Origin of the sequence: Pseudomonas sp. MYb193 (assembly GCF_002966775.1) — a bacterium.
In the GTDB taxonomy this organism is placed as follows: Bacteria; Pseudomonadota; Gammaproteobacteria; order Pseudomonadales; family Pseudomonadaceae; genus Aquipseudomonas; species Aquipseudomonas paracarnis.
This window is the reverse complement of record NZ_CP023269.1, coordinates 5,584,371-5,609,734: the sequence shown is the minus strand read 5'-3', so window position 1 is coordinate 5,609,734 and position 25,364 is coordinate 5,584,371. Positions and strand designations below refer to the sequence as shown.

Below are 25,364 nucleotides of genomic sequence, written 5' to 3'. Positions count from 1 at the left end.
ACCTTTGGAATGCATTCCAGTGTGGGAGCTGGCTTGCCTGCGATGGCGGCGGCACTTTCAGTATTGAAGTGTCAGAAGGACCTCTATCGCAGGCAAGCCAGCTCCCCCATTGGATTGAGTTGAACCTGTTAAATCGAGGCCAGCATGTCTTTCGATCTCGCCGCGCGCCTCGCTGCCCGCCGTGCCGACCATCTTTACCGCCAGCGCCCCTTGCTGCAGAGCCCCCAAGGCCCGCACGTGGTGGTGGACGGGCAACCGTTGTTGGCCTTCTGCAACAACGATTACCTCGGCCTGGCCAATCACCCGCAAGTGATCGAAGCCTGGCGCGCCGGTGCGTCCCGCTGGGGCGTGGGCGGTGGCGCTTCGCACTTGGTGGTGGGCCACGCCACACCGCACCATGAGCTGGAAGAAGCCCTGGCTGACTTGACCGGTCGCCCGCGTGCCTTGCTGTTCACCACTGGCTACATGGCCAACCTCGGCGCGGTCACGGCGCTGGTGGGGCAGGGCGATACGGTACTGGAAGACCGGCTTAACCACGCGTCCTTGCTGGATGCCGGTTTGCTGTCCGGTGCGCGTTTCAACCGCTATCTGCATAACGACGCGGGCAGCCTGGCCAAGCGCCTGGAGAAAGCCACCGGCAATACCTTGGTGGTCACCGACGGTGTGTTCAGCATGGACGGCGACCTCGCCGACCTGCCCGCGCTGGCCCGTGAAACCAAGGCCAAAGGTGCCTGGCTGATGGTGGATGACGCCCATGGCTTCGGCCCGCTGGGCGCCAATGGCGGCGGCATCGTCGAACATTTCGGCTTGAGCCAGGAGGACGTGCCCGTGCTGGTTGGCACCTTGGGCAAAGCGTTCGGCACCGCCGGGGCCTTCGTGGCCGGCAGTGAGGACTTGATCGAGAGCCTGATCCAATTCGCACGCCCGTATATCTACACCACCAGCCAACCACCGGCACTGGCCTGCGCCACCCTCAAAAGCCTGGAACTGCTGCGCAGCGAACATTGGCGACGCGAGCACCTCAACGCGTTGATCCGCCAGTTCCGTCGCGGCGCCGAGCAGATAGGCCTGGCGTTGATGGACAGCTTTACGCCGATCCAACCGATCCTGATTGGCGACAGCGCCCGGGCACTGCGCCTCTCGCAGATGCTGCGCGAGCGCGGCCTGATGGTGACTGCCATTCGCCCACCGACCGTGCCCGCCGGCAGTGCCCGTCTACGGGTGACATTGACGGCTGCCCACAGCGAGGCGCAGGTGCAGCTATTGTTAGACGGGTTGCAAGCGTGTTTTCGTTTGTTAGACGCCTCGGAGCCCGGCTATGCGTAATCGACTGATCCTGCTACCGGGCTGGGGCCTGGGTGTGTCACCGCTGGAACCGTTGGCCGCTGCGCTGCACGGCCTGAACGAGCACTTGCAGGTACAGATCGAACCCTTGCCGGCGCTGCAGGCCAGCGAACTCGGTGAATGGCTCGATGAGCTCGATGCGACGCTGCCGGACAATGCCTGGCTCGGGGGCTGGTCGCTGGGCGGCATGCTCGCGTCCGAGTTGGCGGCACGCCGTGGCGAGCGGTGCTGTGGCTTGCTGACTCTGGCGAGCAACCCGTGTTTCGTCGCCCATGACGGCTGGCCCCATGGGATGCCTGCGGAAACCTTCGACGCATTTCTGGCCGGCTGCCATGCCGATTCCCAGGTCACGCTCAAGCGCTTTGGGCTGTTGTGCGCCAAGGGTGCCGAAGACCCGCGCGGCTTGTCGCGGTTGTTGGTCAGCGGTGCGCCGAATACTTCCCCCAGCGTCTTGATGCCCGGCCTGGAACTGTTGGCCCAACTGGATACGCGGGCGGCCTTGCAGGCCTTTCGTGGGCCGCAGTTGCACCTGTTTGCCGGCCTGGATGGGCTGGTGCCTGCCGAAGCCGCCAGTGACCTGCTGGCCTTGCTCCCCGATGTAGAAATCGGCCTGATTGAACAGGCCGGTCACGCGTTTCTTCTGGAAGACCCTCACGGAGTTGCCGGGGCCATCCAGGCTTTTTTGCATGAGTGTGTCGATGACTGACCTATCCCACCCGCCCTTGCCAGGGGGCTTGCCGGACAAGCGCCAGGTCGCGGCCTCGTTCTCCCGTGCGGCGGCCAGTTACGACAGCGTGGCCGAGTTGCAGCGTGCGGTCGGGCATGAACTGCTCAGCCGTTTGCCTCACGGCCTGGCGCCACAGCGTTGGCTGGACATGGGCTGCGGCACGGGCTACTTCAGCCGCGTACTGGGCGAGCGTTTGCCCGGTAGCCAAGGTGTGGCGCTGGACATTGCCGAGGGCATGCTCAACCACGCGCGTCCACTGGGCGGCGCCGCGCACTTTATAGCCGGTGATGCAGAACGCTTGCCGCTTACAGCTGACAGCGTTGAGCTGCTCTTCTCCAGCCTCGCGGTACAGTGGTGTGCCCATTTTGATGCGGTGCTCAGCGAAGCCCGGCGTGTGCTGCGACCAGGTGGCGTGCTGGCCTTTGCCAGCCTGTGCGTAGGCACCCTGGATGAGTTGCGCGAGAGTTGGCGGGCGGCGGACGGGCTGGTCCACGTCAATCGCTTCCGCACCTTCGAGGTTTATCAGCAACGGTGTGCGGCCAGTGGCTTGCGCGTGATCAGCCTGGAGCGACAGCCCCACGTATTGCATTACCCGGATGTGCGCAGCCTGACCCATGAGCTCAAGGCATTGGGCGCCCACAACCTCAACCCAGGCCGCCCGGGAGGGTTGACGGGCCGTGCGCGGATTGTCGCGTTGGTAGAGGCCTACGAGCAGTTCCGCCAGGCCCAGGGCCTGCCCGCCACGTACCAAGTGGTGTATGCCGTACTGGAGAAACCGTTATGAGCGCCGCTTACTTCATCACCGGTACAGACACCGATGTTGGCAAGACCACCATCGCCGCCGGCCTGTTGCATGCGGCCAGGCTTTCCGGCAAAAGCACGGCCGCCGGAAAGCCGGTGGCGTCGGGCTGCCAACTGACGGCCCAGGGCCTGCGCAATGCCGATGCCTTGGCGTTGCTGGCCGAGTGTTCAGTGCCGCTCAGTTATGCCGAGGTCAACCCGGTGGCCTTCGAGCCAGCTATCGCGCCGCATCTGGCAGCGCGCGAGGCGGGCGTCGGGCTCACGGTGCAATCGCTGCTCAAGCCGATGCAGCAGATCCTGGCACGAGGCGCGGACTTCACCTTGATCGAAGGGGCAGGCGGTTGGCGCGTGCCCTTGGCCGACCAGGCCAACCTGTCGGACCTGGCCATGGCGCTCAAACTGCCGGTGATCCTGGTGGTAGGCGTGCGCCTTGGGTGCATCAGCCACGCGTTGCTCACCGCCGAAGCCATCGCACGGGATGGCTTGCCGCTGGCGGGCTGGGTGGCAAATATCATCGACCCCAAGACCTCTCGTCTGGAAGAAAACCTCGCCACCCTGGCTGAGCGCCTGCCCGCGCCTTGCCTGGGGCGAGTGCCGAAACTCAAGCACGCCGGGGCTGGCGCGGTGGCCGAGTACTTGGAACTGGACCTGCTTGACTGATTTTGGCTATCGCCAAGGCAATATGCCATTAGTGTTTTTGACGGGCCTTTTGCCAGGATGTCTGGTTCAATCGGGCTTCACGATTCTCTAAAGGCAGGCTTACGCCATGGAAATCTCTGGAAGCAGCGCGTTTTATTCGGGCCTGAGCAGCATTCAGACCGGGCAGAACCGTGTCGACCAGGCGGCCGGCAAGATTGCCAGCGCCGCGACCACCCAGCCATCGGCCGCGCAAAGCGACCGTCTGCAAGCCAATGACCGCGCCCAAGCGTCCAATTCGGCGAGCAACATGGTGGAAATGGCCCAGGGCAAGTTTCAAATCGAGCTGGGGGCGAAAGTCGCCAAGGCTTCGGATGAAATGCTCGGTACGTTGATCGATACCTACGCTTAACTTCTCTATCGTACGCCCGCTTCTCTCTGTGGGAGCTGGCTTGCCTGCGATAGCATCAACGCGTACTGCCTGATACACCATGGCGCCTGCATCGCAGGCAAGCCAGCTCCCACAGTCGTTCTGCGACATTCTGCTCTGTACTTTTACCTTCCTTGAATCATGAGGCATCCCCCGCCGCAGGCCTCGCCGTGCCTGGCTGACCTGCGTCAAGACAAACGGCATCTGGCCGACGCTTGACAACCCTGGGTCGTAAACGTATGTTTCAAACACCTGTTTGACCGCCATAAAAAATCCATGCGGTTGTTCATCTCAGTTACATCAGCAGAGGTTTATCGCTATGCCTGACTACAAGGCCCCCTTGCGTGATATTCGCTTCGTTCGTGACGAACTGCTCGGTTATGAAGCGCACTATCAGAGCCTGCCGGCTTGCCAGGACGCTACCCCGGACATGGTCGACGCCATCCTCGAAGAAGGCGCCAAGTTCTGTGAGCAAGTGCTGGCACCGTTGAACCGCGTGGGCGACATCGAAGGGTGTACCTGGAGTGAGTCAGGCGTTAAGACCCCAGCGGGCTTCAAAGAAGCCTACAAACAATTCGTCGAAGGCGGCTGGCCAAGCCTGGCCCACGACGTGGAGCATGGTGGCCAAGGCCTGCCGGAATCCCTGGGCCTGGCCGTGAGCGAAATGGTCGGCGAAGCCAACTGGTCATGGGGCATGTACCCGGGCCTGTCCCATGGCGCGATGAACACTATTTCCGAACACGGCACCCCCGAGCAGCAAGAGGCTTACCTGACCAAACTGGTGTCGGGCGAATGGACCGGCACCATGTGCCTGACCGAGCCACACTGCGGCACCGACCTGGGCATGCTGCGCACCAAGGCCGAGCCTCAGGCTGACGGCTCCTACAAAGTCTCCGGTACCAAGATCTTCATCTCGGCCGGCGAGCACGACATGGCCGACAACATCGTCCACATCGTACTGGCCCGCCTGCCGGATGCACCGGCCGGCACCAAAGGCATCTCGCTGTTTATCGTGCCCAAGTTCCTGCCTAACGCCGATGGCTCGGTGGGCGAGCGCAACGCGGTCACCTGTGGTTCCCTGGAACACAAGATGGGCATCCACGGCAACGCCACCTGCGTGATGAACTTCGACGCGGCCACCGGTTTCCTGATCGGCCCGGCGAACAAAGGCCTGAACTGCATGTTCACCTTCATGAACACCGCTCGCCTGGGCACTGCGCTGCAAGGCCTGGCTCACGCCGAGATCGGTTTCCAGGGCGGCTTGAAATATGCGCGTGATCGCCTGCAAATGCGCTCCCTGACCGGCCCGAAAGCGCCGGACAAAGCCGCTGACCCGATCATCGTGCACCCTGATGTACGCCGCATGTTGCTGACCATGAAAGCCTTCGCCGAAGGTAACCGTGCGATGGTGTACTTCACCGCCAAGCAAGTGGACATCGTCAAGTACGGCACCGACGACGAAGCCAAGAAACAGGCAGATGCCCTGCTGGCCTTCATGACCCCGATCGCCAAGGCATTCATGACCGAAGTCGGTTTTGAATCGGCCAACCACGGCGTGCAGATCTACGGTGGCCACGGCTTTATCGCTGAGTGGGGCATGGAGCAGAACGTTCGCGACAGCCGCATTTCTATGCTGTACGAAGGCACCACCGGCATCCAGGCGCTGGACCTGCTCGGCCGTAAAGTGCTGATGACCCAAGGCGAAGCGCTCAAGGGCTTCACCAAGATCGTGCACAAGTTCTGCCAGGCCAACGAAGGTAACGACGCGGTTAAAGAGTTCGTTGCACCGCTGGCGGCACTGAACAAAGAGTGGGGCGAGTTGACCATGAAGGTCGGCATGGCCGCGATGAAAGACCGTGAAGAAGTCGGTGCTGCCTCGGTGGACTACCTGATGTACTCCGGCTACGCCTGCCTGGCTTACTTCTGGGCCGACATGGCACGCCTGGCTGCCGAGAAACTGGCCGCCGGCACCAGCGAAGAGGCGTTCTACACCGCCAAGCTGCAGACTGCACGCTTCTACTTCCAGCGCATCCTGCCGCGTACCCGCACCCACGTGGCAACCATGCTGTCGGGCGCCAACAACCTGATGGACATGAAAGAAGAAGATTTCGGCCTGGCTTACTAAGCCTTACCAGGTTCTTCTAGAAACCGCCGCCTCCCTCGGGATGCGGCGGTTTTTTGCATTTGTGTGGGAGCGCGTCTAAAAAACCGCAGTCCTGCACTCAGGGATTATGATGAGCTGCCGTTACAGTGATGGCAATGTGATACATGGTCGGTCGGTTGTGCTTAACTGATCGCTTAGAGGCACAGTGCCATTATTCGTTAGCGGGTCGGAGCTTTACCCTTGTCACGCGTGTCCGCTGTACGTTTCAGCCATTTTCTCCCTTCGCTGCTGCTGTTGCTGGCCGGGCTCTCGGCTGCGTACGTCAAGGACCTCAGCGTCTTCTTCACCTCGCTGTTCAACGTGCTGCCCACCCTGGTCCTGTTGCTCGGCGGCGCCTACTGCGCGGTGTATCGACGCCAGCGTGAACTGTTCTTGATGGTCACGGTTTACGTCACCTATTTCCTGCTGGATACCCAGACCGACTTTTACCGGGACAATGGCCGCGTGCGTGAAGACGCTGCGGTGGTGTTCCACCTGTGCTGCCTGCTATTGCCCTTGCTGTTCAGCATTTATGCGCTGTGGCAGGAAAAGACCCATCTGTTCCGCGACTTCGTCGCCCGCTGCGCGGTGCTGCTGGCGGTGGGCAGTGTGGCGCTGGCCCTGGAGCAGAGTTTTCCCCAGGCTTTGCTGGGCTGGTTGGCGGAGATCCGTTGGCCGATGCTGCATGGCGCCTGGATGAGCCTGATCCAACTTTCCTATCCGATGTTCCTGATCGGCTTTCTCACCCTGGCCGCCCAATACTGGTACCAGCCGCGCCCGCTGCACGCCGCACAACTGGTGGGGTTGCTGGGCATGTTCTGGATGTTGCCGCAAACCTTCATCCTACCGTTCACCCTCAACATCATGTGCAGCCAGGTGATGCTGATGATCGCTGCGGGGGTGGCGCACGAGGCGTATCAAATGGCGTTTCGTGATGAGCTCACCGGCTTGCCGGGGCGACGTGCGCTCAACGAGCGTATGCAGCGGCTGGGGCGCAACTATGTGCTGGCGATGAGCGACGTCGATCACTTCAAGCGTTTCAATGACACCCACGGCCACGATGTGGGCGACCAGGTGCTGCGCCTGGTGGCGAGCAAGCTGTCCAAGGTCAACGGCGGCGGGCGGGCCTACCGTTACGGCGGTGAAGAGTTTGCCGTGGTGTTTGCCGGCAAGACCCTGGATGAGTGCATGCCGCACCTGGAGGAGATCCGCGAGATCATCGCCAGCTACGACATCAAGTTGCGCAACCCGGACCGCCCCCAGGACGACCATCAAGGCCGCCAGCGCCGTGCGGGCAGCGGCGCGTCCAGTGTGTCGGTGACGGTAAGCATCGGCGTGGCCGAGCGCCAGGCCGAGCAACGCAGCCCCGACGAGGTGCTCAAATCCGCCGACCAGGCGCTTTACACCGCCAAGGGGGCGGGGCGTAACTGTGTGGTCGCAGCCGGGCAAACCCGCCGTGGCGCGGTGCGCATGGAGAGCGCTGCCGGTTGAGTAATGGCGGTGTATTCAGCAGCGCTACAGTGATTGTCCACGGCCATGGCCGGCAGTAGGTTAACCCTATCTGCTGCCGGAGACATTGCCATGCCTGAGTACAAAGCTCCCCTGCGCGACATGCGCTTTCTGATCGACACCGTATTCGATTTCCACGGCCACTACGCGGCCCTGGGCGCCACGGATGCCAGCCCGGACATGGTCAGTGCGATCCTCGAAGAAGGCGCCAGGTTCTGCGAAAACGTACTCGCGCCGCTCAATCGCAGCGGCGATGAAGAGGGCTGCCATTTCGATAATGGCGTGGTGACCACTCCCAAAGGCTTCAAGCAAGCCTTTGCCCAGTATGTGGAAGGCGGCTGGCACGGCGTGGCGGCAGACCCGGCCTACGGTGGCCAGGGCCTGCCCCATTCCCTGGGCCTGGTGCTGAGCGAGATGATTGGCTCCAGCAACACCTCCTGGGGCATGTACCCGGGCCTGACCCACGGTGCGATGTCGGCCATCCACGCCCACGGCACCGACGAACAGAAAGCCACCTACCTGAGCAAGCTCACTGCTGGCGAATGGACGGGCACCATGTGCCTGACCGAAGCCCACTGCGGCACCGACCTGGGCTTGATCAAGACCCGCGCCGTGCCGCAGGCGGACGGCAGTTACGCGGTCACCGGCAGCAAGATCTTCATCTCGGCCGGCGAGCACGACATGAGCGCCAATATCATCCACCTGGTGCTGGCCAAGCTGCCGGACGCGCCGGCGGGTACCAAGGGCATCTCGTTGTTTATCGTGCCCAAGTTCCATGCCGACTCCGGCGAGCGCAATGCGGTGCACTGCGGCTCCATCGAACACAAGATGGGCATCAAGGCCTCGGCCACCTGCGTGTTGAACTTCGATGGCGCCAAAGGCTATTTGATTGGCGAGGCGAACAAGGGCCTCAACTGCATGTTCACCATGATGAACCACGCCCGCCTGGGCACGGGAATGCAGGGCCTGTGCAACGGTGAAGCGAGCTTCCAGGGCGCGATCAAGTACGCCAACGACCGCTTGCAGATGCGCTCGCTGACCGGTGCCAAGGCCCCGGAGAAAGCCGCCGACCCGATCATCGTGCACGCCGATGTACGCCGCATGCTGCTGACCATGAAGGCTTTCAACGAGGGCAACCGCGCGTTGACCTATTTCACCGCGCAACTGCTCGATACCGCGCACCTTGGCAGCGACGCTGGCCAACGCCAGGAAGCCGAGGACCTGTTGGCCTTCCTCACGCCGATCTGTAAAGCCTTCATGACCGAAACCGGCCTGGAGGTGACCAACCACGGCATGCAGGTATTCGGCGGCCATGGCTATATTCGCGAGTGGGGCATGGAGCAACTGGCCCGTGACGCACGGATTGCGCCGATCTATGAAGGCACCAATGGCATCCAGGCCCTGGACCTGCTCGGGCGCAAGGTTCTGGGCAGCCAGGGCAAGTTGCTGCGTGGGTTTACCAAAATTGTGCATAAGTTCTGCGCGGCCAATGCCGAGCATGCGCAACTCAAGGCCCATGTGGCGCAACTCAATGAACTGAACCAGCAATGGGGCGAACTGACCTTGAAGGTCGGCACGGCGGCGATGAAAAACCCTGATGAAGTGGGCGCGGCGGCGATGGATTACCTGATGTACAGCGGTTACATCATCCTCGCCTACCTGTGGTTGCGCATGGCGATCGCGGCGCACGGCCAGGACGACCAAGGGTTTGCCCAGGCGAAGCTTGCGACCTGCGACTTTTATTTCAAGCGCTTGTTGCCGCGTACGGCCATGCACCGTGCTGCGGTAGAGGCAGGGAGCGAATGCCTGATGAAATTACCAGCGCAGGCCTTCGCACTGTAGAGGTCACTGATTGCTCGGGGTCAAAATGTGGGAGCGGGCTTGCCCGCGAATGCGCTGATCCAGTCAAAGATGTACCGACTGACACGCCGCATTCGCGAGCAAACCCGCTCCCACAATGAGTTTATGTGACTTATAAATACTTAACGGTCACGAACGGACCCTATGTGTCTTAAAAGTTGTTCGGGTACACTCGGCGTCTGTAAAACCGATCCTATCGAATCACTTTTCACGTTCTCACGAGGTTTGCCATGGCTGATTACAAAGCGCCGTTGCGTGATATGCGCTTCGTCCTCAACGAAGTGTTTGAGGTCGCTAATACTTGGGCCCAGTTACCGGCATTGGCAGACAGCGTTGACGCCGAAACCGTCGAAGCGATCCTGGAAGAGGCCGGCAAAGTCACCGCCAAATCCATTGCCCCGCTCAGCCGCGGCGGCGATGAGCAAGGCTGCCACTGGGTGGACGGCGCCGTGACGACTCCCGACGGTTTTCCCCAGGCCTACAGCACCTACGCCGAAGGCGGCTGGGTAGGCGTGGGCGGCGACCCGACCTACGGCGGCATGGGCATGCCCAAGGCGGTGTCGGCGCAGGTTGAAGAGATGATCAACTCGTCGAGCCTGGCTTTCGGCCTGTACCCGATGTTGACCTCCGGCGCCTGTGTATCGATCAACACCCACGCCAGTGAAGAACTCAAGGCCACCTACCTGCCGAAGATGTATTCGGGTGAGTGGGCCGGTTCCATGTGCCTGACGGAAGCCCATGCCGGTACCGACCTGGGGATGATCCGCACCAAGGCCGAGCCTCAGGCGGACGGCTCCTACAAGGTCAGCGGCACCAAGATCTTCATCACCGGTGGCGAGCACGACCTCACCGAAAACATCATCCACCTGGTGCTGGCCAAACTGCCGGACGCACCGGCCGGGCCCAAGGGCATCTCGCTGTTCCTGGTACCGAAGTTCCTGGTGAATGCCGATGGCAGCCTGGGCGCGCGTAACCCGGTGAACTGCGGCTCCATTGAACACAAGATGGGCATCCAGGCATCCGCCACCTGTGTGATGAACTTCGACGAAGCCGTGGGTTACCTGGTCGGTGAGCCCAACCGTGGCTTGGCTGCGATGTTCACCATGATGAACTATGAGCGCCTGGGCGTCGGTATCCAGGGCTTGGCTTCTGGCGAGCGGTCCTATCAGAACGCGATTGAATATGCCCGTGACCGTCTGCAGAGCCGTTCCCCGCTAGGCGCACAGGCCAAGGACAAGCCGGCAGACCCGATCATCGTGCATCCGGATGTCCGTCGTATGTTGCTGACCATGAAGGCGGCGAACGAAGGCGGCCGGGCGTTTTCCACCTACGTGGCGACGCAGTTGGACATCGCCAAGTTCAGTGACGATGCGCAGGCGCGCGAGCGTGCCGATAACCTGGTGGCGTTGTTGACGCCAGTTGCCAAGGCGTTCCTCACTGACCTGGGCCTGGAAACCACCGTACTCGGCCAGCAGGTGTTTGGTGGTCACGGTTACATCCGCGAGTGGGGCCAGGAGCAATTGGTGCGTGACGTGCGCATCACCCAGATCTACGAAGGTACCAACGGCATTCAGGCCCTGGATCTGATGGGGCGCAAGATCGTCGGCAGCGGCGGTGCGTTCTATACCTTGTTCGCCGATGAGATCCGCCAGTTCATCGCCGCATCGGGCCCTGAGTTGGCCGAGTTCACCAAGCCGCTGGGTGTGGCAGTAGGTAACCTGGATGAGCTGACGGCCTGGGTGCTGGACCGCGCCAAGAGCAATCCTAATGAAATCGGCGCAGCCTCGGTGGAATACCTGCATGCCTTCGGCTACATGGCCTATGCCTATATGTGGGCACGCATGGCCAAGGCGGCGTTGGGCAAGGAAGGCGAAGAGGATTTCTACGCCAGCAAACTGGGGACTGCGCGTTTCTACTTTGCCCGTCTGTTGCCGCGTATCCACTCGTTGAGTGCGTCGGTAAAAGCCGGTAGCGAATCACTGTTCCTGATGGATGAAGCCCTGTTTTAAGGGGGAGGAGGGCGTGTAAGCATTCTCTTACATGACGTGCTGCTAATCGTCCTCTATCGCCATATTGGATCCACGGCTAATCTACTTCACATGGACGTCGCGCAGGAAGCGCAAAGCAACAACACGGACACGTAGGATTCTGCCAGGACGGCGGAGTGAAATGGATGTCAGGGAAACAGTCTGCAAAGCCCCGCTTCGGCGGGGTTTTCTTTTGTGCGCCCAGCATGGGCGCAATCTTGTGGGTGAGAGTCCCGCCGTGAGCTGACCACAGCGAACGAAGTGAAGCGCAACTGCATGAGGGCGACCGAGTGTGGGGAGGAAGCGTGAATCGAAGCCATGAGCCGATGTACAAGAACCGGATATAAGGCAAAGCCGATCAGGGCGAGCGGGCACAAAACCGCGAAGCTCTTGTGGTCAAGGATCAGGCTGTGTAAATCCGGCGGTTGTGTGGTGAAGGATTGCGTTCTTACCTGGGGAGATCTCGCCTCATGCCTGAAAGGGCGACGGTGCAAGCCGGAGCGAGAAGTCAGCAGAGGCCGTAGTAGTCTTTTTTTTTTGACGAAGGGCCGAACGAGAGAAAGCGTTATAGGCCATGTTGATGCGAAAGACCGGAAGTCAGATGCCTGCCAAACGCGGGGCTGATGGAGACTGCGAACGGTGAAGCCGTGAGAAGCTCCGTCAGCGACGAGGTCAATCGCCCGCAAAATGAAACCGACAACGCAGGGCAAGGGCTGCTGGAGCGGGCCTTTGCGAGAGAAAACCTGAAGCGGGCGTGGAAACGGGTCAAGGCCAACAAAGGTGCGGCGGGGGTCGACGGTCTGGATATTGATCAGACGGCCGAGTACCTGCTGACCCAATGGGCGGCGATTCGTGAACAGCTTCTATCAGGTGTCTACCGGCCCAGTCCGGTACGGCGTGTAACCATTCCCAAACCCGACGGCGGTCAACGCGAGCTGGGTATCCCAACGGTCACCGACCGCTTGATCCAACAAGCGTTGCTGCAAGTCTTGCAGCCACTACTCGATCCGACTTTCAGTGAACACAGCTACGGCTTCCGTCCTGGACGCTGTGCGCAGGGCGCCGTTTTAGCGGCTCAGCGCTATGTTTCTTCAGGACGTAAAGTGGTGGTGGATGTTGATCTGGAGAAATTCTTCGACCGGGTCGACCACGATATTTTGATGGATCGTTTACGCAAACGGATCGCGGATCGGGCGGTTATCCGGCTGATTCGTGCGTATCTGGATGCGGGAACGCTGATCAATGGCGTGGTCGAGAAAAGTCGCTGCGGGGTGCCGCAAGGCGGCCCGCTGTCGCCGTTGCTGGCGAATGTGCTACTGGACGAAGTGGATCGGGAGCTTGAACGTCGAGGTCATTGCTTCGTGCGCTATGCCGACGATGCGAACGTTTATGTTCGTAGTCAGAAGGCGGGGCAACGGGTGATGGACTTGCTGAAGCGTCTGTATGAAAAGCTGCACTTGAGCGTCAACGCGAGTAAGAGTGCGGTGACGAGCGCGTTCGGTCGCAAGTATTTGGGCTATGAGTTGTGGTCATTCCGCGACGAAGCTAAGCGTGCTGCCTCTTATGAAGCGCAGAAGCAGTTCAAGCAGCGAATACGCTGGTACACCCGACGCTCGTGTGGTCGTAGCTTGCAGCAAATCGTCGATGAGCTGCGCCCTTACATTTTGGGTTGGAAAGCTTACTTCGGGTTGTCGCAAACCCCAGCCGTCTGGCGTGAGCTGGACGAATGGATGCGACACCGATTGCGAGCTATCCAGCTCAAACAATGGAAGCGCGGAACGACGACGTATCGCGAGTTGCGAGCACTTGGCGCGAGTAACCAAGTGGCGCAGAAGGTGGCAGGAAACACCTGCCGCTGGTGGCATAACAGTCGTCTGGAGCTGAATCGCGTGCTTACTATTGCGTGGTTCGACAGGCTGGGATTAGTACGTCTCTCATAACCTCAATCTCTCGAACCGCCCGGTGCGGACCCGCATGCCGGGTGGTGTGGCAGGGGAGCGGCCTGTGAAGGCCGCCCCCTATGCCGATGCCCGCGAAAAAGTCAGGCGGTTGCCGGCGGGGCATTCATCACGTCTTCCAGCAGGGTGCGCAGCAACGCCACCGTCGCCTGCTGGCGTTGCACATCGCGGCATACCAACCCCACTTTCAGCGGCACCCTGGGCTCGCTCAAGGGTTTCCACAGCAGTGCCTTGCTATTGTGTTCGTCCTGGGAGCGCCCAGGCAGCACCGTCGCCAAGCGAGTGTGAGGCAGGCTGTCGAGAATGCCCACCATGGTATTGAGCTCCGCCTGCACTTGCGGACGCCGCCCGAGGTTGGACAGTTGGCCTTGCCAGATCTGCCGAACCTGAAACTCTTCCCCCAGCAGCAACATCGGTAACTCGGCGGCTTGTTTGAGCGAGACTTTCTTGAACTCGCGCAACGGATGATCTTCGGGTATCACCACCTTCAACTCGTCTTCATACAGCAGCACGCCGTGCAGGCCCGGCTGACGGGGTGGCAGGTAGCTGATGCCAATATCGAGTGAGCCATTGAGCAACCGCCGCTCAATCTCAAGCCCGGTCAATTCGTAGATCTGCACCACCAGATGGGGCTGGGCCTTGCGCACGCGCTCAAGCATCTGCGGCACCAGGCTGGTGTGCACGGTTTGCAGCACGCCGATGGCCAGGGTGCGCATGGCCTGGCCCTTGAAATTGCGCAGTGCCTCGACGGCTTGCTGCATACCATCAATGAGCGGTAATGCGTGGTTGTATAAGGTGTGGGCCGCCAGGGTCGGCAACAGGCGCTTGCTGCTGCGTTCGAACAGGCTGACGTCGAGGTTCTGTTCCAGTTGGCGAACCTGTTGCGACAGCGCTGGCTGGGAGATCGACAGACGCTCCGCGGCGCGACCTACGTGGCCTTCCTCATACACCGCGACGAAATAACGCAGTTGCTTGAAATCCATAAGGTTTGCTTATCGAAAAAGCTGGAAAATCGAAATGGCCGCTGGCCCCCGAGGCGCCTAGTCTAGCGCCTATTCGCAGGGCTTACAGGGCCGGATCGGACAATGAACAGCGTTTTTGTTGATAGCGTTTACATAGGCAAGGCAAAAAATCTGAAGGCCTCATTGGCAGGTGGCATCGACCAAGGTCAGGTTGCCAGCGGGGGTGAAGTGTGAACTTGTTCCGTCGCTGCGCGCCGAGTCTGGATGACCTGGTTGTGCATGCCCCGCGTGCAGATGTTTCCAGCCAGTGCCTGATGCCCACTGTGGCGCGCCCGCCCCAGGTGTTTGTGCAGGGGCAGGGTTCCTGGCTGTCGGACGCTGACGACCGCGCTTATCTGGATTTCAGTCAAGGCGGCGGCGCCAACAGCCTGGGGCACAGTCCCCAGGCCGTACGCGACGCCATTGCCGAACAGATGCACACCGTGATCAACCCTGGCCTGGGTTTGCACAACCGCGCGCAACTGGATCTTGTCGATCGTCTGTGCCACCACACCTGCAGCGACCAGGCCTATTTGCTCAACAGCGGTGCCGAAGCCTGTGAAGCGGCCATCAAGTTGGCACGCAAGTGGGGCCAACTGCATCGCGGTGGCGCTTACCACATCATCACCGTAAACAATGGCTGTCATGGGCGGAGCCTGGGGGCGATGTCGGCGTCGGCTGTGGCCTGCGAAAACCGATTCGAACCGCAGTTGCCAGGTTTCAGCCAAGTGCCGTTTAACGATCTGCCGGCCCTGCATGCAGCGGTCGAGGCGCAGACCGTCGCCATCATGCTGGAGCCGATACAAAGCGGCGGCGGTGTCCTCCCTGCGACAGAACATTACCTCAAGGGCGTCGAACGCCTGTGTCGTGAGCTGGGGATCCTGCTGATCTTCGACGAAGTGCAAACCGGTATCGGCCGCTGCGGCAGCTTGCTCGCCGAACAGCAATACGGCGTGCGCGCCGATATCATTGCCCTGGGCAAAGGCCTGGGCGGCGGCGTGCCCCTGGCGGCGCTGCTGGCGCGTGGCACTGCCTGTTGCTTCGAACCGGGCGAGCTGGACGGTACACATCATGGCAATGCACTGATGGCATCTGCGGGTATCGCCGTACTCGACGCTCTATTGGGGAACGGCTTTCTCGAGCACCTACGTGAATCCGGCTTGTACCTGGCAGAAGGCCTTGCGCGCCTGGCCTACCGTTACGGCCATGGCCCCTTGCGCGGCAACGGGCTGCTTTGGGGCCTGACACTGTCGGACGATTGCGCCGCTGCAGTGGTCAAGGCCGCGCTGCACGAAGGCTTGATTCTCACTGCCGCGCAACCTGACTGCCTGCGCTTTACCCCTGCGCTGAACATCAGCAAAACCCATATCGACGAAATGCTTCTTCGGCTTGCCCGCGCCTTTTCTCGGGTGCGTACCGCTCAAGTGCAATGCCGCAAGGGCATCGCCGTTTGATCCCAGTTTCCTGAACCGTCTCGCGGCATACGCGGCGCCTCCAGCTTGACTCTTTTGGCTGGGGGCGTTTTTTTGTCTGGGTAATTTGTAGTTTGAAAAGATGGCTGGAGATTCTGGCCTGAGATGGCCCAATGCCAGAATCCACTGAACCCTCACGAACCGCCAAGGTCGATTAGCTACACGGCTCACACGAGCCGATTTTCTGGAGCTGACCCATGGACATCATTCGTATCATCATCGCCATTCTGCTGCCGCCATTGGGTGTGTTCCTGCAAGTAGGTTTCGGCGGTGCATTCTGGCTGAATATCCTGCTGACCCTGTGCGGTTACTTCCCTGGCATCATCCACGCGGTGTACATCATCGCCAAGCGTTGAGGCGCTCAGCCTTTTGCAATGAGCCTTGAGTTGCGCTCATTGCGAAAGGCCAGTTGCTCGATGGTCTGGGTGGCATGTTCGGCCTCTTCCCGCGCTTGCAGGATGATGCCGTGCTGCTCGGATTTGCTGCATACAGGGTCGGCATTACTGGCGTCACCAGTGAGCATGAAGGCCTGGCAACGGCAGCCGCCGAAGTCCTTTTCTTTTTCGTCGCATGAACGGCATGGCTCAGGCATCCAGTCGTAGCCACGAAAGCGATTGAAGCCAAACGAGTCGTACCAGATGTGCTGCATGCTGTGGTCGCGCACATTGGGAAACTGCACGGGCATCTGCCTCGCGCCGTGACAGGGCAGGGCGGTGCCGTCGGGAGTGACTGTCAGGAAGATGCTACCCCAGCCATTCATGCAGGCTTTGGGGCGTTCCTCGTAATAATCCGGTGTCACGAAGATCAGCTTGCAGGGGTGGCCTTCGGCTTCCAGTTTGGCGCGGTATTCATTGGTGATGCGTTCGGCGCGCACCAACTGCTCGCGGGTGGGCAGCAAGCCCACGCGATTGAGCTGTGCCCAGCCGTAGAACTGGCAGGTGGCGAGTTCGACGAAATCTGCTTCCAGCGCAATGCACAGCTCGATGATGCGGTCGATCTTGTCGATATTGTGGCGATGGGTGACGAAGTTCAGCACCATCGGGTAGCCGTGGGCTTTCACCGCTCGGGCCATTTCCAGTTTTTGCGCGAAGGCTTTTTTGGAGCCGGCCAGCAGGTTGTTCACCTGTTCGTCACTGGCCTGGAAGCTGATCTGGATATGGTCCAGGCCGGCTTTCTTGAAGTCGCTGATTTTTTGTTCGGTGAGGCCGATGCCAGAGGTGATCAGGTTTGTGTAGAAACCCAGCTTGCGGGCCTCGCCGATCAGTTCGGCCAGGTCCTGGCGTACTAGCGGTTCACCGCCGGAAAACCCCAGCTGCGCTGCGCCCATTTCACGGGCTTCGCGAAATACCTTGATCCATTGTTCGGTGCTCAGCTCCTTGCCCTGCTCGGCGAAATCCAGCGGGTTGGAGCAATACGGGCACTGCAGCGGGCAGCGATAGGTCAGCTCGGCCAGCAGCCACAGAGGCAGGCCGATGGCTGGCTTTTCAGGCAAGGGTGATCCAGTGCTCAGCACGGGCGACCTCCATGAATTGCTCGATGTCGTCACCCAGCTCTGGCACACCGGGGAACTGCTTATCCAGCTCGGCAATGATTGCCGCAACGTCGCGCTCGCCGTCGATCAGGCCACCGATCAATGCGGCGCTATCGTTGAGCTTGATCATGCCTTCGGGGTAGAGCAACACGTGGCCTTTCTGTGCAGGCTCGTACTGGTAGCGATAGCCCTGGCGCCAGGTCGGTTTTTTGCTGCGATCAAAGCTCATAGGGTGATCCCTTTATGCCATACCCGCTGTTCGGTCACGCTGTGATACGGCGGGCGTTTGAGTTCATAGGCCATGCTCATGGCGTCCAGCATGCTCCAGAGGATGTCCAGTTTGAACTGGAGAATTTCCAGCATGCGCTCCTGCCCCTCGCGGGTGGTGTAGTGCTGCAGGGTGATCGCCAAGCCGTGTTCCACATCGCGACGGGCCTGGCCCAGTCGTGTGCGGAAGTACTCGTAACCGGCCGGGTCGATCCACGGGTAATGCTGGGGCCAACTGTCGAGGCGCGACTGGTGGATTTGCGGCGCGAACAGCTCGGTCAACGAGCTGCTGGCGGCTTCTTGCCAGCTGGCGCGGCGGGCGAAGTTGACATAGGCGTCCACGGCGAAGCGTACGCCGGGCAGCACCAACTCCTGGGAGCGCAGTTGGTCGGGGTCCAGGCCCACGGCCTGGCCCAGGCGCAGCCAGGCTTCGATACCGCCGTCTTCACCGGGCGCGCCGTCATGGTCGAGCAGGCGCTGAATCCATTCGCGACGGATTTCACGGTCAGGGCAGTTGGCCAGGATCGCCGCGTCTTTCAGCGGGATATTCACCTGATAGTAGAAGCGATTGGCGACCCAGCCCTGGATCTGCTCACGGCTGGCGCGGCCTTCGTACATCGCCACATGGTAAGGGTGATGGATATGGTAGAAGGCGCCCTTGGCGCGCAGGGCCGCTTCGAACTCAGCCTTGCTCAACGGTGTGTCGTTCATTTCGATCGCTCCTACAATTCAATACTCATGCCGTCGTAAGCCACTTCGACATTGCGCCGCACCAGCTCCGCTCGCTCAGGGGAGTCTTCATCGAGGATAGGGTTGGTGTTGTTGATGTGGATAAGCACTTTGCGCTGTTTGGGCAGTTGCTCCAGCACTTCAAGCATGCCACCGGGGCCGTTCTGTGCCAGGTGGCCCATTTCACGCCCGGTGCGTGTGCCGACGCCACGGCGCTGCATTTCATCGTCGTCCCACATCGTGCCGTCGACCAGCAGGCAGTCACTGCCGGCCATGATGTCCAGCAGCGGTGCGTCGACCTTGCCCAGGCCCGGTGCGTAGAACAATTTGCCTTTGGTGCGCAGGTCTTCGACGATCAGACCGATGTTGTCACCGGGGTGCGGGTCGAAGCGGTGCGGCGAATAGGGTGGTGCGGCGCTGCGCAGCGGCAGCGGGGTGAAGCGCAGGTTGGGGCAGGCCGGGATGGTGAAGCTGGCGTCCAGTTCGATGCGGTTCCAGGCCAGGCCACCGTTCCAGTGGGTCAGCATGGTGAACAACGGGAAACCGGTGCTGAGGTCTTCGTGGACCATGTCGGTGCACCACACCTGGTGCGGGCAGCCTTCGCGCAGGCTCAGCAGGCCGGTGGTGTGGTCGATCTGGCTGTCCATGAGGATGATTGCGCTGATGCCGGTATCGCGCAGGGCGCGGCCCGGTTGCATGGGCGCAAAACCCTGGAGTTGCGCGCGGATATCCGGCGAGGCATTGCAGAGCACCCAATTCACGCCATCGTCGGAGATCGCGATGGATGACTGGGTACGCGCCTGGGCCCGCAGGCTGCCATCGCGAAAGCCTGCGCAGTTCACGCAGTTGCAGTTCCACTGCGGGAAGCCACCGCCGGCGGCGGAACCTAAAATCTGGACAAACATGATCGCTCCATCAAGCACAGCTCAAAACAAAAACGCCCCGGGCGAACCGAGGCGTTGTGTCACTCAGCCAATTAACGGCTGGCGAAGTACATGGTGACTTCGAAACCAATACGCAGATCAGTGTAAGCAGGTTTGGACCAGGTCATATTCTTACTCCTATCAAGGGATGGGACGTTCACTACCAAGTAATACATATAGTCCACCTCCCATTGGAGATGTTCAGATATTGCTGCGCAATGTTACTCAATTTTATTCAAGTTAGCGCTGTCTCGGTGGAGAAAGCCTGTTGCAGGGTTGGCAATGATCACGGCGCTGCTTGCCAGTCGTCGCTGATACGCGGCCCGTTGGCCACGCATTGCCAGCCGCCTGCGGCGTCATTGAGTCGTTGCGCGGCGCGCTGCACATCCTCGCGTGTGCACGCTTGGATCAACTGTTGAAGCTGTTCCAGATAACCCGACGAATGGCCTGCCAGGTGCGCATGCCAGAGCAAGTCGGCACCTTCATTGATGGGCTGCGTCTGGGCCGCGAACTGCTGCGCGAGGGCCTGGTTACCCAAGTCGGGACTGCGCTCGATCAACGACGGCAGTTGCCCCAGGAAGGCCTGCAACTGTTGGACGATGCCGTCTAGGGAGAGGGTGGGCGACTGCACCCCAAACAACAGGCCGGTTTGGCCGTTGATCTGTCGGATGCCGCTGAAGACGGCATAGCCGATTTGCAGTTCGACTCTCAAGCGCTGGTAGAACGGCCCCTGGAGCACGTGCCCGAGCAACCGCCAGTTGGCTTCATCGGCGAGGGATTGAGTTGGCGTTGGGCAAAATAACAGTAGCGCTGCTTCGCTGGATTCGGTGCTGACTGCGTGCCAGTGCTTTTGTCCGTCAAGGACGTGAGGTGTATAAGGCAGGCTTGCCGGTTGCCCAGGCAGCCGGGCCGCTGCGGCTTTGATCGCGGCTTCACAGGCGGGGGGCAGGCCAGCGCCCAGCGCCTGCCAGCGCGCGGTAGCCCATGATGCTGTTGTCTCCTGAGGCAGGGGCTGAACACCCGCGCAGCAAGCGGGGAACGCCTTGAGCAGTTCCCGGATGGCGATCATCGGCACGGGAGCGGTCGGTGGCAAAGGCTCATCCGAGTCACTCAGACACCGCGCCAACGCTTCGAGCACCGCCGGCATGGGCTCGTGAAGGCCGTGCATCTTCACTTGCCAGTCAGTGGCGATCGTTTCGCAAGACAACTCGACGCCCGCCTGCCGTGCCTGTTCGCGCAACGGCCGCAACAGGCTTTCCAGCCCGGTGGGTACCGCCGAGTCAAACCGCCACTGCAGGTACAGCGCGCCTTCGCCAGTGTCATCCGCCAACGCCTGGCTGAAGGTCAACGCTGACAGCTCCCGTCGGCCCCGTGAGCGATCCTGGGCAAAGGTACGCAAGCCACGGTGGGCGCTGGTTTGGCCGCGAATCAGGCCAGCGCGTTCTTCCTTGGCGGGAGCACGAAGCAAGGGGTTATTGGGCGGCAGTTGCCAAGGGCGGCGGGAGGTAGGCAGGTGCAGTGAGTCGAGCATGGCCTTGAGGGCTACGACGCCTTGTTCCGACAGGTCTTGGGCATCGTTGCGCGCCAACGCCAGGGCGCCTTGGACCTGTTGCTGGCGAGCATTGAGCAAGGCGAACTCTTCGCGTAACGCTGTCCAGTCGCTGTGTGCGAAGAAACTCAGCCAGTCGTGCAGCAACTCTTCGATCGACGTGGCCGGTTCGCGCGCGCTGCCGAGAGTAAAGTCGATATCCAGCACGGCTTGATCCGCGAATTGGTACAGCACGGACGCCTGAAGCGCGGTGGCCAGTCGTCGTGCTTGCAGTTCAGCGAGCAACCCGCCGGGGGCCGAGGCGTTGAGCCAGGTGCAGAGAAACGCCAGCGCTTCCCGTGGCACGTTACAGGTAATGACCTGATGCAGGTGTTGGCCGGCGACGTGCTGATAACGGCGTGCCGGGCCATGCATCAAGGCCGGTGGAGCGGCCTGCGGGTGCAATGGGCCGGGCGTCAGTTGGTCACTGAACTGCTGGGCCAAGGCCTGCAGGTCGGCCAGCGATTGTGGACCGGCGAGGCTCAAGGTCATCTGTCCGCTTTGATAAAAGCGTGCGTGGAACCCTCGCAAGGCATGCTGAAAGTCGTCGCTTTCCACCGGCAGGCTGTCGCGGTTGCCGGCATGAAAACCGCGCAGGGGATGATCCGCCGCCAAGCCTTGCAGCAGCGTAACTTGCTGTTGGGCCTTGGCATCCTGGGACCAGGCGATGAACTCCGCCTCCAGCACTTCGCGTTCACGTTGTTGATCGTCGAGGGCCAGGCGCGGGTGAGCCAGCATATCCGCCAAACGCGCCAGCCCGTCTGCAAAAACCGGCACCGGCAGTTCAAAGAAGAACTCGGTGGTGCGCTCACGGGTGCTGGCGTTGACCTGCCCACCGTGGCGCTGCACGTAGGCCATCAGCCCTTCGCCGGCTGGAAAACGCTCGGTACCGAGAAACAACAAGTGCTCAAGAAAATGCGCCAGCCCAGGCCAGGCCAATGGCACGTCATGGCTGCCGGCAGCCACGTGTAAAACGGCGGCGCAGCGTTTCAAGCGTGGCGCATGGCGCAGGCAAACCCGCAGGCCATTGGCGAGGGTCAGGTGAAGGGGATGAGGGTGAACCGGCGCAGGCATGGGCACTTCCGAGGCGTGGGAAGTGCCTATGCTAGCAAACCCAATGGGTCAGGGCTTGTGCAGTGCGCCGTAGAGTTCGGCGCGACGGTCTTGCAGATAGTGGTTGGCGACGCGGGCGTCGACAATAGATTGGTGATTCAGGGTGCCGACGATCAAGGCTTCATCCAGGCCGGCCTGGGCAATTCGCTGGCCGTCCGGCGCGGCAATGCTGCTTTGCCCGCAGTAGTGAATCTCGCCTTCGTGCCCGCAGTAGTTGGCATAGGCCACAAAACACTGGTTTTCAAAGGCTCGCGCCCGCACGGTGACGTCGGCAACAAAGTCGAACGGCACCATATTGGCGGTGGGCACCAGAATCAGTTCGGCACCGGCGAGGGCCAGGCGCCGGGTGTTTTCCGGAAACTCCAGGTCGTAGCAAATCAGCATGCCTACCTTCCAACCGTTCAATTCCACCACCGGAAAATCATCGGGGCCGGCGCTGAACATCGAGTGGTCAAGATCGCCAAACAAGTGGGTCTTGCGGTAATTGCACAGGCGCGTGCCCTGAGCATCGATCAATTGCACGGCGTTGTAGACCTGGCCGTCTTCGGCCCGTTCCGGGTAGCCATACAGGATCGCCAGCCCGGCACTTTGCGCCAGTTCGGCAATCGCCTGCGCCGATGGCCCATCCTGTGCCTCGGCCAGTGCGCCAACGGCTTCGGCGCCAATGTTATAGCCGCTGAGGAACATCTCTGGCAGCACCAGCACATCGGCGCCGTGTGCCTCATGGGCCAGTTGGTGCAGGCGCTGCAGGTTAGCGGCCACATCCAGCGGCAGCGGCGGGCATTGGTACAGGGCGACACGCATGCTCAACTCCTTATTCTGCCAGGGCGATTGGCCCTATTTCATCGAACACGTCGCCTGGGCCTGGGTTCTCCGGGTGGGTGCTGCCACCGAAGTGGTTCATGATGCCCCATACCGCGTTGAGCGAGGTTTGTACCGCGCCTTCGACCCAGGCAGGCGTCCACGATACATCATCACCCGCGATGAAGATCCCGCGTTGTTCGGCAGGCATATCCTTCTGCATGAAGTGCGCATACATCCGTTGGTTATAGCGATAGTGACCGGGCAAGGCGCCTTTGAAGGCCCCGAGGAAATGCGGGTCGGCCTCCCAGGACACGGTGATCGGGTCGCCGATGATGCGCGCCTTGATGTCGACCTTGGGGTAGATCTTCTTCAGTGCATCGAGGGCCAGTTTCACCCGCTTGTCGATAGGCTGGGGCAGCATCTTCAGTGCGTCGCTCATCCACGAGTAGGACAGGCAGATCACCCCCGGCTTGTCGTCACCGTTATCGAACAGGTAGGTGCCACGGGTCAGGCGGTCGGTGAGGGTCATGCTCATCAGGTCGCGCCCGGTTTGCGGGTCTTTGTCTTTCCAGAATGGGCGATCAACCATCACGAAGGTTTTCGAGGACTGCATGTAGCGAGTGCGGTCCAGGGCCATCCACATTTTTTGCGAGAACAGGGTTTCGTCGCATTCGATCTGGGTGGTCAGCAGCCAGCTTTGGCAGGTGGTCAGCACCGCCGCGTATTCGCGGGTGTCGCCATAGTTGTCGGTAACGGCGAAACGGCCATCGGCGGCGTGGGCAATGCGCTTCACGCCGGCCCGTGGTGCGCCTCTATGCAACGAGCTCAGGCTGGTGCCGGCCGGCCAGTGGGCGCAGCGTTCCGGCACATGGCGCCAGATGCCCATGGGCACTTGTGCCACGCCACCGACGATCAAGTGTTGATGATCATCGCAGTTGGTCATCACCACGCGGAAGATTTCCAGCATGGAGTTGGGGAAGTCCGAGTCCCAGCCGCCGGTGCCGAAACCGACCTGGCCAAACACCTCGCGGTGGTGGAAGGACAATTTGGCGAAGGCTTTGGAGGTGGCGACGAAGTCGTAGAAGGTACGGTCATCCCACAGCGGCACGAGCTTGTTCCACAGCTCCTTGAGCCGTGGCACGTCGCGGTCGCGGATTGCCTGCTGGATATCGCCGAACTGCGAACCGGCCTCCAGGGCGTCGGCCCAGGCATCGGCGACTTCCTGGAACAGTGCCGGTAAATCGGAGAGTTTTTGCGCGTAGTGAGTCTGGCCTTCCAGATCGATCACAGTGCTGCCAGACGCCGGCGTCAGCGGGTTGGGAAAGGGCTTGGTTTCCAGTCCCAGCTTGTCCACGTAATGGTAGAACGCCGTGGACGACACCGGGAACCGCATGCCGCCCAGCTCGGCGATGATGCCTTCGGCGCCTTCAAAGGCCTGCGAGCGCAAGCGGCCACCCATCTTCGAGGCTTCATACACCACGGGCTTGAGCCCGAGTTTCATCAGCTCGTAGGCCGCCACCAGGCCCGCGATCCCGGCACCGACGATCGCCACTTCGGCGCCGTGATTAGCCGCAGGAATACTGCCCAGTCCTGCGGGGTGTTCAATCCAGTCATCAAAGGCAAACGGGAAATCCGGGCCGAAGATAGTGATGGGGTTCTTGCCGTCGCCCGGGTGGCGATTGGGTTTGCTGAGGGTGCTGGACGGAATGCTCATGGCTGACCTTACTGACGGCTCGGCGGGAGGAGGGCCCGTTGAGTATAGGAAAAGATGGCAGCCAGTTTAGGGAACGTTGCGCGCGTTAATAAGGCGCAATATGTCGTCGAATTGCGCTAGTTTTAGTCAATGTGACGAGTTAGGCGGTCAGATTGGTTGTCCGCGATCCAATTTGTTACTGAGGATGATCGAGGTGGTGGTTTTCTCCACGCCGTCGACACTGCCGATCTGGTCCAGCAATTGGTCCAGTTGCTCCGGCGAATCGGTTCGCAGCCAAGCCACGTAATCGAACTCCCCACTCACCGCACACAACTGCTGCACTTGCGCCATGGCGCTCAGCCTGCGCAACACCTCTTTGCCCGAACGGGGTTGCACGGTAATGCCCACATAAGCCTGCAACCCACCATCCGCAACGCGCTGGCCCAGGCGCACGCCGTAACCGGTGATGACCTGGGTTTTCTCCAGGCGTGACAGACGCGACGTGACGGTGGTGCGGGCGATGCCCAACTGCCGGGCGAGCATGGCCACGCTTTCACGGGCGTTGAGCTGCAGGGCGGCGATCAGTTGGCGGTCGATTTCGTCTAGGGCGGGCAAGGGGAGAGCTCCAGTGCGGGAGGGCAGTGAGCAGGCATGTTACAGGCTTGGCCCTGCGGACAAAATCACTCGGCCAGATACGCAAAAGCCGCGCAATGCGCGGCTTTGAGTATGGTGGGCCCAGTAGGACTCGAACCTACGACCAAGGGATTATGAGTCCCCTGCTCTAACCAACTGAGCTATAGGCCCTCAG

Annotated in this window: 22 protein-coding genes and 1 tRNA gene; 12 read left to right on the top strand and 11 right to left on the bottom strand. The window is 61.1% G+C overall.

The features are described 5' to 3' along the window. Positions 1–144 precede the first annotated feature (144 nt). The 10 genes from bioF to ltrA all read left to right on the top strand — a co-directional run bounded on the left by bioF (position 145) and on the right by ltrA (position 13,417). Positions 145–1,326 (top strand): 8-amino-7-oxononanoate synthase, encoded by a 1,182-nt coding sequence (bioF, locus tag CLM72_RS25775; protein WP_105228764.1) that lies wholly within the window; start codon positions 145–147, stop codon positions 1,324–1,326. Further along, complete coding sequence (locus CLM72_RS25770; protein WP_014720207.1) at positions 1,319–2,050, top strand: alpha/beta fold hydrolase; 732 nt, start codon at positions 1,319–1,321, stop codon at positions 2,048–2,050. Before bioF ends, CLM72_RS25770 begins: the two co-directional genes overlap by 8 nt. Next, complete coding sequence (gene bioC / locus CLM72_RS25765; protein WP_096144778.1) at positions 2,043–2,855, top strand: malonyl-ACP O-methyltransferase BioC; 813 nt, start codon at positions 2,043–2,045, stop codon at positions 2,853–2,855. The genes CLM72_RS25770 and bioC overlap by 8 nt, the downstream gene beginning before the upstream one ends. Beyond that, positions 2,852–3,532 carry a dethiobiotin synthase gene (bioD, locus tag CLM72_RS25760; protein WP_034128848.1) on the top strand — a complete coding sequence of 227 codons (681 nt, stop codon included), beginning with the start codon at positions 2,852–2,854 and terminating at the stop codon, positions 3,530–3,532. The genes bioC and bioD overlap by 4 nt, the downstream gene beginning before the upstream one ends. Before the next feature lie 106 nt (positions 3,533–3,638). After that, on the top strand, positions 3,639–3,920 hold the full coding sequence (locus tag CLM72_RS25755) for a hypothetical protein (RefSeq protein ID WP_054896780.1): 282 nt from the start codon (positions 3,639–3,641) through the stop codon (positions 3,918–3,920). 337 nt (positions 3,921–4,257) lie between these two features. Then, positions 4,258–6,063 (top strand): phenylacyl-CoA dehydrogenase, encoded by a 1,806-nt coding sequence (locus CLM72_RS25750; protein ID WP_034128845.1) that lies wholly within the window; start codon positions 4,258–4,260, stop codon positions 6,061–6,063. Positions 6,064–6,282: 219 nt separating this feature from the next. Further along, entirely contained in the window at positions 6,283–7,572 is a 1,290-nt protein-coding gene (locus CLM72_RS25745) for a diguanylate cyclase (RefSeq protein WP_054896781.1), read from the top strand. 90 nt (positions 7,573–7,662) lie between these two features. Beyond that, positions 7,663–9,432, top strand: coding sequence for an acyl-CoA dehydrogenase C-terminal domain-containing protein (locus tag CLM72_RS25740; RefSeq protein ID WP_105228763.1), 1,770 nt, complete (start codon positions 7,663–7,665; stop codon positions 9,430–9,432). A 248-nt stretch (positions 9,433–9,680) separates the two neighbouring features. Then, positions 9,681–11,459, top strand: coding sequence for an acyl-CoA dehydrogenase C-terminal domain-containing protein (locus CLM72_RS25735; protein ID WP_105228762.1), 1,779 nt, complete (start codon positions 9,681–9,683; stop codon positions 11,457–11,459). Positions 11,460–12,100: 641 nt separating this feature from the next. Continuing rightward, the gene (gene ltrA / locus CLM72_RS25725; protein ID WP_201913665.1) at positions 12,101–13,417 is read left to right on the top strand and encodes a group II intron reverse transcriptase/maturase; all 1,317 of its coding nucleotides are present in this window, start codon (positions 12,101–12,103) and stop codon (positions 13,415–13,417) included. A gap of 101 nt (positions 13,418–13,518) precedes the next feature. Here the strand turns inward: ltrA and CLM72_RS25720 are convergent, their stop codons facing one another. After that, positions 13,519–14,418 (bottom strand): LysR family transcriptional regulator, encoded by a 900-nt coding sequence (locus tag CLM72_RS25720; protein ID WP_105228761.1) that lies wholly within the window; start codon positions 14,416–14,418, stop codon positions 13,519–13,521. Between the two features lie 209 nt (positions 14,419–14,627). On the opposite strand from CLM72_RS25720, the gene CLM72_RS25715 reads away from it, so the two are divergent. Further along, positions 14,628–15,890 carry an aspartate aminotransferase family protein gene (locus tag CLM72_RS25715; protein WP_105228760.1) on the top strand — a complete coding sequence of 421 codons (1,263 nt, stop codon included), beginning with the start codon at positions 14,628–14,630 and terminating at the stop codon, positions 15,888–15,890. A gap of 215 nt (positions 15,891–16,105) precedes the next feature. Further along, a complete protein-coding gene (locus CLM72_RS25710) occupies positions 16,106–16,264 on the top strand; it encodes a YqaE/Pmp3 family membrane protein (protein ID WP_003194776.1) in 159 nt (52 codons plus the stop codon). 5 nt (positions 16,265–16,269) lie between these two features. Here CLM72_RS25710 and pqqE read toward each other — a convergent pair whose 3' ends face one another. The 10 genes from pqqE to CLM72_RS25660 form a co-directional block, all read right to left on the bottom strand. Beyond that, positions 16,270–17,400 carry a pyrroloquinoline quinone biosynthesis protein PqqE gene (gene pqqE / locus CLM72_RS25705; protein WP_052200001.1) on the bottom strand — a complete coding sequence of 377 codons (1,131 nt, stop codon included), beginning with the start codon at positions 17,398–17,400 and terminating at the stop codon, positions 16,270–16,272. Beyond that, on the bottom strand, positions 17,393–17,668 hold the full coding sequence (gene pqqD / locus CLM72_RS25700; RefSeq protein ID WP_003194772.1) for a pyrroloquinoline quinone biosynthesis peptide chaperone PqqD: 276 nt from the start codon (positions 17,666–17,668) through the stop codon (positions 17,393–17,395). The genes pqqE and pqqD overlap by 8 nt, the downstream gene beginning before the upstream one ends. Continuing rightward, positions 17,665–18,417: a pyrroloquinoline-quinone synthase PqqC gene (pqqC, locus tag CLM72_RS25695; RefSeq protein ID WP_105228759.1), complete on the bottom strand. Its 753-nt coding sequence runs from the start codon at positions 18,415–18,417 to the stop codon at positions 17,665–17,667. Before pqqC ends, pqqD begins: the two co-directional genes overlap by 4 nt. Positions 18,418–18,428: 11 nt before the next feature. Continuing rightward, positions 18,429–19,340, bottom strand: coding sequence for a pyrroloquinoline quinone biosynthesis protein PqqB (gene pqqB, locus CLM72_RS25690; protein ID WP_105228758.1), 912 nt, complete (start codon positions 19,338–19,340; stop codon positions 18,429–18,431). Between the two features lie 71 nt (positions 19,341–19,411). Further along, positions 19,412–19,486, bottom strand: a complete 75-nt coding sequence (gene pqqA / locus CLM72_RS25685; RefSeq protein WP_003194766.1) for a pyrroloquinoline quinone precursor peptide PqqA — start codon at positions 19,484–19,486, stop codon at positions 19,412–19,414. Between the two features lie 158 nt (positions 19,487–19,644). Beyond that, positions 19,645–22,020 carry a pyrroloquinoline quinone biosynthesis protein PqqF gene (pqqF, locus tag CLM72_RS25680; protein ID WP_105228757.1) on the bottom strand — a complete coding sequence of 792 codons (2,376 nt, stop codon included), beginning with the start codon at positions 22,018–22,020 and terminating at the stop codon, positions 19,645–19,647. Between the two features lie 48 nt (positions 22,021–22,068). Then, the gene (locus CLM72_RS25675; protein WP_105228756.1) at positions 22,069–22,863 is read right to left on the bottom strand and encodes a carbon-nitrogen hydrolase family protein; all 795 of its coding nucleotides are present in this window, start codon (positions 22,861–22,863) and stop codon (positions 22,069–22,071) included. A 10-nt stretch (positions 22,864–22,873) separates the two neighbouring features. Next, on the bottom strand, positions 22,874–24,577 hold the full coding sequence (locus CLM72_RS25670) for an NAD(P)/FAD-dependent oxidoreductase (RefSeq protein WP_105228755.1): 1,704 nt from the start codon (positions 24,575–24,577) through the stop codon (positions 22,874–22,876). Positions 24,578–24,724: 147 nt separating this feature from the next. Further along, a complete protein-coding gene (locus CLM72_RS25665; protein WP_105228754.1) occupies positions 24,725–25,171 on the bottom strand; it encodes an Lrp/AsnC family transcriptional regulator in 447 nt (148 codons plus the stop codon). A 112-nt stretch (positions 25,172–25,283) separates the two neighbouring features. Continuing rightward, a tRNA-Ile gene (locus CLM72_RS25660) sits at positions 25,284–25,360 on the bottom strand. Positions 25,361–25,364 lie beyond the last annotated feature (4 nt).